6 protein-coding genes, 1 pseudogene and 1 riboswitch are annotated in these 7576 nt (G+C 59.4%); of the genes and pseudogenes, 2 read left to right on the top strand and 5 right to left on the bottom strand.

Annotation, left to right across the window (positions count from 1 at the left end):
- The coding region (locus RMO15_RS01815; protein WP_309707269.1) for a hypothetical protein at nucleotides 1-238 on the bottom strand (238 nt) is incomplete at its 3' end.
- Nucleotides 239-245: 7 nt separating this feature from the next.
- Complete coding sequence (locus tag RMO15_RS01820) at nucleotides 246-2192, bottom strand: DUF6785 family protein (protein WP_309707270.1); 1947 nt, start codon at nucleotides 2190-2192, stop codon at nucleotides 246-248.
- A gap of 61 nt (nucleotides 2193-2253) precedes the next feature.
- A riboswitch (S-adenosyl-L-homocysteine riboswitch) is annotated at nucleotides 2254-2322 on the top strand.
- Nucleotides 2323-2367: 45 nt separating this feature from the next.
- Here RMO15_RS01820 and ahcY point away from each other — a divergent pair.
- Nucleotides 2368-3789: an adenosylhomocysteinase gene (gene ahcY, locus RMO15_RS01825; protein ID WP_309707272.1), complete on the top strand. Its 1422-nt coding sequence runs from the start codon at nucleotides 2368-2370 to the stop codon at nucleotides 3787-3789.
- 53 nt (nucleotides 3790-3842) lie between these two features.
- Here ahcY and RMO15_RS01830 read toward each other — a convergent pair whose 3' ends face one another.
- The gene (locus RMO15_RS01830) at nucleotides 3843-4268 is read right to left on the bottom strand and encodes a hypothetical protein (RefSeq protein ID WP_309707273.1); all 426 of its coding nucleotides are present in this window, start codon (nucleotides 4266-4268) and stop codon (nucleotides 3843-3845) included.
- A gap of 238 nt (nucleotides 4269-4506) precedes the next feature.
- On the opposite strand from RMO15_RS01830, the pseudogene RMO15_RS33145 reads away from it, so the two are divergent.
- Nucleotides 4507-4602: pseudogene (locus tag RMO15_RS33145) on the top strand (adenosylhomocysteinase); the annotation flags it as partial.
- Here RMO15_RS33145 and RMO15_RS01840 read toward each other — a convergent pair.
- Nucleotides 4599-5855 (bottom strand): hypothetical protein, encoded by a 1257-nt coding sequence (locus RMO15_RS01840; protein ID WP_309707276.1) that lies wholly within the window; start codon nucleotides 5853-5855, stop codon nucleotides 4599-4601. The pseudogene RMO15_RS33145 and the gene RMO15_RS01840 overlap by 4 nt on opposite strands.
- 57 nt (nucleotides 5856-5912) lie before the next feature.
- Entirely contained in the window at nucleotides 5913-7490 is a 1578-nt protein-coding gene (locus tag RMO15_RS01845) for a TROVE domain-containing protein (RefSeq protein ID WP_309707277.1), read from the bottom strand.
- Nucleotides 7491-7576: the final 86 nt, after the last annotated feature.

Genomic DNA, 7576 nt, shown 5'->3' on the forward strand with positions numbered 1-7576 from the left:
ACCAGAACCAAACGGGTGCTTGGAGGGCGATCACGAGCAGCATGGTCGTTAAAGAATCCACCAGAGCCCGGCGCAGAGATGCACCAAAGTGCATCTTGCCCCAGACGGAGAACGCGTAGCCCATGCCATAGATCACGATCACCGCGCCCAGGAAGAGGCGGCGATTGCGTGGGGTAGCGAGAATATCGAGCTGGGGCTCTGGTGCAGGAGCAAGCAGCTTCTTTTTCTTCTGGTTCATTTTGTCTTTACCCACCCCAGAACGAGTAGGGCTGGATATCTAGCGCCCAGCCCACTAGGTGCCAGAACGAGCCGACAATGCACTGGCCGAGAATCAGCCCGAGGAAGAACGGCATGGCCTGACGGTAGAGTTTCACCCCACCGTAGCGCAGAATAACTCCCTTGATAACCCAGGCAAAGAGCAGCGGCATCCAGACCAGGTTCATGCTCCACGAGCCCGAGATGGCGTAGCCAATGGGGTGGAAGGGCCACCACGGGAACTTAATACGGGCGATCATCAGCAGGGCGCAGAAGAAAAAGCCAACCCCAATCGCACCGTTGGCGATCCAGTTAGGCGGCTGTGGCTGGGTCATCCAGCCATTGAGTCGGTTGTAGGCCTCGCCCGAGAAGCCCTGGCCACCACGCATCTTGCCCATCGCGCCAAAGTCGTAGGAGAGATGCAGGTAGGCCCAGAAGGCGGCAAAAGCCCCGAAGGCTCCCGCAACCACGAGCCCCGCAAACATCATCCGCTGGCTCATCTTCACATCTTTGGCGATCTTGAGCCCCTCGATGGCAAAGGGCATCGGGTGCGAGCGGTAGGCACGGTTGAACCAGTAGAAGAAGTTCAGGATCGTGAGATCCTGCGCCGAGAACGCCGGGGTGCCAAACGAGCGGGTGAGCATGTGATCCGGGCCCGAGAAGTGCAGGTCGTGCACGGGCGGGCCAAGCTCGGCGCGAATACGGCCCACGGCGAGAGCGAGGGCCATGTAGATCGCAAAGGCAGCAAACGAGATCAGCGGAGAGAGGCCGAGCCAGGTGAAGAAGCCAACCAGACCCGCAAAGCCCAGGAGAAAACCGCCCAGCGCCTGACGGTAGCTCATCGCTTCTTGCGAGTCGTCTACATCGGAGGGCTCCCTCCAGAGGCGCTTCCACATCTGCGAGAAATAACTACGTCCGTTCCAGAGCAAGAAGACCAGGATCGCGATATAGCCGCCAAACGACTGCTCACGCACAAAGGGAAAGTCTGGGGTCACATCCCAGGCCATGAGCCGCGAGACAATCAGCTGGGCTTTCCAGAACAGATAGAAGAACCAGCACGAGAAGACCAGATCAAGCGGCAGTAGGTAGCCCAGCCCAATGGCGAAGGGGTAGAACGAGTAGCACGTAAAGCCCGCCGCGTTCCAGGGCGAGGTAGTGAAGATTCCCCCAGTTGAGACATCGGTGTGCTGAAGGTTAATGGTCGGGAGTTGGGGATAGAGCGAGGCGAGCCCATTGAGAACCTCGATACAGGACACCAGGCCAAAGCCGATCCAGAAGAGCTTGTTGGTCCAGACCGTCTCTTTCTTCTGCTCCGTGAGCTGGAGGGGCAGCTCGACCACGGGGAACGGAAGGCGCTCGCGATCTTGCCAGCCCTGGCGCATCAGTACCGAGAGGCAGAGCATGGTCCAGAAAAGCACCGCGACAAAGCCCGTCCAGAGCAAGACAGGATTGCGCCACGCGGAGAGATGTTCCGGTGTGTAGAGCGTGGAGTGGCCCTGATAAAAGAGCTTGAGCGCCTCTTTCTCGCTGGGCGTGTCGCCTACCATGACAGCCTTGGGGAGATACGGCCCAAAGCGCTCCAGCCAGCCATTGGTGGCATTACCAAGCTGATAGGGGTGCGAGAGCATTGGCAGCAGCGCTGAGCACATGTCCTGCCCTGCCAGCGCTCCCCCCACAGCCACCATCGCGTAGATCTGCAAGATCTCCGCCTGTGAGAGAGCAAGCTTGGGTGCAAAGCGACGGATCGGCCAGTTAATCAGCAGCACAACCGTCAGCAAAAAAAGAGCGTTTGCAAAGAGGGAGATCGTGGAAAAGTAAGGCCCACTGCCCACGCGTTCGGCACGGATCACCCAGAAGGCATTGAGCAGGATCAACACGAGCGCAATCGGAAACGTCAGTCCCCAGCGAATACGAACCGAAGCTGTTGAATCACCCATAGCATGTCGTTATTCACCATTACTCTTAATGATTCCTGCTTGGGCCGTGGTATACTGAGCCCAAGCTGAGGAGTGCTGCAATCCATTTTTTCGTGGATCAGGCTCAGCTATCAAACTGCGCTCACCCTGGCAAAGCCCCTGGGTGGGCTTTATTTTTGCCTGAGAGATAACAAGAATGACTGAAACAACAACCCAAACCCTTGCCACGGACTTTATCGTGGCCGATCTGTCGCTGGCGGACTGGGGCCGCAAAGAGATCGCTATTGCCGAGACCGAGATGCCGGGCCTGATGGCCATTCGCGACGAGTACGCCGCCAGCCAGCCGCTCAAGGGCGCTCAGATCACGGGCTCGCTACACATGACGATCCAGACCGCCGTGCTCATCCAGACCCTAGAGGCACTGGGAGCAAAAGTGCGCTGGGCGAGCTGTAATATCTACTCCACGCAAGACCACGCCGCCGCTGCCATTGCCTACGGCGGAACCGCTGTTTTTGCGACCAAGGGCGAGACGCTGACCGAGTACTGGGACTACACCCACAAGATCTTCGAGTGGCCCGATGGTAGCTACACCAACATGATCCTCGATGACGGCGGCGACGCGACCCTGCTGCTGCACCTTGGCACCAAGGCCGAGACCGATCTCTCCGTGCTGGACAACCCCGGCTCCGAGGAAGAGACGATTCTCTACGCCAGCATCAAGGCCAAGCTTGCCGTTGACCCGACCTGGTACTCCACCCGCCTCGCGCAGGTGAAGGGCGTCACCGAAGAGACCACCACGGGCGTGCACCGCCTGCTGGAGATGAGCCGCAAGAACGACCTCAAGATGCGCGCCTTCAACGTCAACGACTCCGTGACCAAGTCTAAGTTCGACAACCTCTACGGCTGCCGCGAGTCGCTCGTGGACGGCATCAAGCGCGCCACTGACGTCATGATCGCTGGAAAAGTGGCCGTGGTCTGTGGCTACGGCGATGTGGGCAAGGGAAGCGCACAGGCTCTGCGCGCTCTGTCAGCCCAAGTGTGGGTAACCGAGATTGACCCGATCAACGCCCTTCAGGCCGCGATGGAAGGCTACCGCGTTGTGACCATGGAGTATGCCGCCGACAAGGCCGATATCTTCGTGACCACCACCGGCAACAAAGATGTCATTACCCGCAAGCACATGGACGCGATGAAGAACCAGGCCATCGTCTGCAACATCGGGCACTTCGACAACGAGATCGATGTCGCGGGGCTGGAGAGCCTTGAGTGGGACGAGATCAAGCCGCAGGTGGACCACGTGATCTGGCCCGACGGTAAGCGGATCATCATGCTCGCCAAGGGCCGCTTGGTCAATCTTGGCTGTGGCACCGGCCACCCGAGCTACGTGATGTCGTCCAGCTTCGCCAACCAGACCCTGGCGCAGATGGAGATCTGGATGAACCCCGACAAGTACGAAGTCGGCCAGGTCTATGTTCTTCCGAATCACCTCGATGAGAAGGTCGCCCGCCTCCAGCTCTCCAAGCTCGGCGCCATGCTCACCGAGCTCACCCCGGAGCAGGCCGCCTACATCGGTGTTGCGCAAGAAGGCCCCTACAAGCCCGACACCTACCGGTACTAGGAACTTATAATGAAAGCCGCCCCGCCGAATTTTCAGCGGGGCGGTGCTTTTGGTTAGTCAGATAAATTCCAAGCCTTTATTGTCAAAGTCAGTTCTTCCCCGTTTCTTCCGAAGCGCGGCTCCACTGGTTTATCATGCTCGATGGTTTCACCAAGAATATAAGTTCCATTTCTGAGCCATATCGCAATTTGATACTCGCCGCATATCAGCCTCCGAATGTATTGAATCGCGTCTTCGAAATCTTTTTCATCAATCGAACCATCCCAGCCACCACTGTGGCAGTGGTACAAATCGAAGCTGATCGTAATGCGATCCGCAATCAACGACTCCGTACCGACTCGAAAGACGACATTTGACGGAGCGAAAAACTTCACCTCAAAACAGCCTTCATCTTGTCCCTCGGCAATGTGTTCCTTAAATTCCGGAAATGCATCAAGCAGAACTGCAAGAAATCTCTTCGAATAATCGCCAAGTCCCATCCTGATAGCCTCTTAGCCTGAGTATAGCGCGTCTAGCCTCAATCGTTACCCAGAGATTCTCTTCGATCTCGATGAGGGGTTAGCCATAGGGTACCTTACAGTGATGACACCCTACATTCGTTTTCGTAGCGCACGATCCAGCGACCGACTGACCGAGCTGCGCCGGTTCTATGTCAATGGGCTGGGGTGCACGCTGCTTGGGGAGTGGGAAGACCACGAGGGCTACGACGGGCTGATTGTCGGCGCGATGCTCACCGAGCTCACCCCGGAGCAAGCCGCCTACATCGGTGTCGCACAAGAAGGCCCCTACAAGCCCGACACCTACCGCTACTAACCCGGGCTTTGTTTCTCTGGCTTGGGGCTGGTGCGTACCAGCTCCAGGCACTTCTCAATCAAAATCTCTCCGGTTTGCTCGCCCAGGGACGTGCGCGAGACATACTCATAGCGCGGGAAGCTGTGAAAATCCACTTTGGTCAAGATATAGCCAAAGGCATCGTTGGTGAGGCCAAAGAGCAAGTTATGCACTCCGGCCATCTTCCGCTTGAGATAGAAGCCGATATTGGGTAGCGCCTCGCCGGGGATCGTCAGAATCTGCGCATCGCCGAGATTGACGAGGTTCAGACGCGCCTGAATCGTGTGGTCTTTGCCTTTTCCATGCGGGTAGCCCAGCGGCGACTGTGTGACAACGGCCCAGAGCTCCGGGGACTGTACGGGAAAGGTCACGGAGAGGCTCTTGCAAAACAGCCCAGGCTTTTGCTGCACGGGCGCTTTGGCCAAGAAGCGCAGTGCCTCATCGGCCATGGTGTGTCCGATTCGTAGACACTCGTCCCAGGTGCGGGCATCCTCCCAGTAGCCTTTTTGTGGGTCTTTGGGACGATCCAGGTAGCGATTGTCCGCGGTGACCATTCCGCCCTGCGCACTGTTCATAAAGAGCGCCATGCCTCCCGCACGCTCCTCTAGACGCTCACAGAGCGGGCCGCAGAGATCGGGGCTGAGGATACCAATACTATTGCCCAGAACCTCCGGGTGGATAGCGTAGTTCACCAGGGTCGCGAGGGTCTTTCCTTCAGGAGTGAGTGCCTGAATCACCGACATCCGCCGGTCATAGAGCTCGGGGGCGTAGTAGTTGTAGGCGATCTTTCCCTGCGCCTCGCCGGTGGCGATCTTGAGGTGCGCGGGCTGCGCTCGGTCTATCGCCTCGTTGATGGCCTCCGCCGCCAGCGTGCAGACCCGCTCTATAAACGCCAGATCGCCGGTATGGCCATCTTTGCTATTGCCATCAGGGAAGGCGTAGCAGTCTGGGGCGCTGTGGGTATGGGTGGAACCAATGAGAATATTCTGCGCCGGAACACGGGGAACACGCGCCCGTACCCGGTCGCCGAGGACGCCCGGAAAGCCCAGGAGATCCAGCCCGACAATGACCACTTTTATCTTGCCGCGCTGGAGAAATAGTGCCCTCGCCGCCAGCTCGCCGCGCTTCTCGCGTGTCGGTTGCGTAGGGCCCATCCCACCTGAGACGGGCAGGAGAGGACTCGGGGTGATGATGCGCTTCGCTGCGCCTGCCCAAAGCGATTCTTGCTCTTGCATAGGCCCCACTTCTCCTATCGGGACAGGAATTCCTGCTCCGGTAGGAGATTGCGAGCTTTAGCGCACGAAGTCGGACATCAGCTGCGGCGCTGCCGTGTCGAAGCCGACCACGTCGAGCATACCGCCGTCGCTTGGATCGGCGATGGAGAAGTCATTGCTGACCATCCCCACGACGATAAGCTTTGCGGCAATGCCCAGCTGCTCCCGGTACTGGCGCAGGGCCTGCACCGGGTGGATGCTCCCGTGCCAGGTCTCCGAGTCTGTGTAGACGACGAAGACATCGGCTTTCACCTTGTTCTTCAGCGCCCACAGCATCGGCTGGGCACAGTCCGTGCTGCCAAACGGCAGGTTCGAGATGCGGCCAGCCACATCATCGAGCCGCTGGCGTGGCGTGATGCTCAGCTCGGTCAGCTTGTCCTGGAACGCCACCATTCGGTAGTCGTCCTCCGTTGCAGCCGTGATAAGCGCCATCGCCGCCGACGCGTCACGTGGGGTGAGTCCAGGGATTCCCGCGATCTCGCCCCCGCCCATCGAGCCCGAGACATCCAGAGCCAGCACCCAGCGCTTGCCCGTCGCCTCGATATTGCCGAAGCTCGCGTAGAACGCCGCATCCAGCGCATCCACCAGCGTGCCCACCGGCTTCCAAGTGCTGTTGCCACGCACGCCCTTGCCCGACCCGTAGGTCTTGAGCGCCGAGAGCACTGCAATCGGATGCACCCGCGCCTTCTTGAGCGCTGCCTTATCGGCCAGACGCTCGCTGACAGCCTTGACCTGCTCTTTGTCCTCGAAGATGCCCACACGGGTCATCGTCGCGAGGTTACGAAGCAACGCCGTGAGCGGCATCCCGCTTGCCAGCAGCGCCTCCCACACCGACTTCTCGGTCAGGAACTGCGTCGGAATCGCCTCGCGTGGCAGGCTTGCCTCACGGATCAGCGCGACAATCTCTGCCGCGCTCTGTGCACGCTTTGCCTGCTCGAACGCTACGACCATCGCGGGGATATTCTCCCCACCTGTGCCCTGCGTGATCCAGTGGTAGAGCGCCTTCTTCTGTTCACTCTCTGGCTTGGGGTGGCTCAGGCGCAGCAAGTCCCGGTGGCTCCAGCCATCGCGCTGCTGGTACTTGACCGCCTGGTAGGCCAGCGCATCGCTGTCCTTCTCGGCGTACCAAGCCCCGACCGCCTTACGTAGCCCACGGCCCCAGCCACGCATGCCGTCCACAAACTGTGCGAAGTGGAACAGATGCGTCCCCGTACGGCAGACCGTGGGGAGTGCCGTCAGCGCCGCCGAGCGCGTCTTGTCGTCGCCCTCCGACGCTGCAATCGCCAGCGCAAAGATCGCCGGATCGTTCTTCGGAGCCCGACCCGCATCCGAGATCTGCGCGATAGTCTTCACCGCCCGCAGACCGTCGGCCTTCACACACTCCTGAACCGCCTTAGCGTTCTCCACCGTCAGCTTCTGCTGGGTCGCGTAGTACGAGCCGCCCTCGGAACCAAGAACTAAGAAGCGCTCCAGCCGTGTCCAGTTGTCCACGGGGAAGCTGTAGCCTCCCGCCGAGTTGCGTACCTGCTTGCTACCCGGAATCGGCTGGTTCTGCGGCGTGATGTTCTTGTTGATCGTGTTCTTTAAGTAACTCATTTTTCGTGTGCCAGCACCCCCCGCCCCACCCACCACAACAGGGTGGGAGGGGTGTGGGGGGGGGTTTTTTGGTTATATTTATTTAT

This window comes from Armatimonas sp., from assembly GCF_031410135.1.
In the GTDB taxonomy this organism is placed as follows: Bacteria; Armatimonadota; Armatimonadia; order Armatimonadales; family Armatimonadaceae; genus Armatimonas.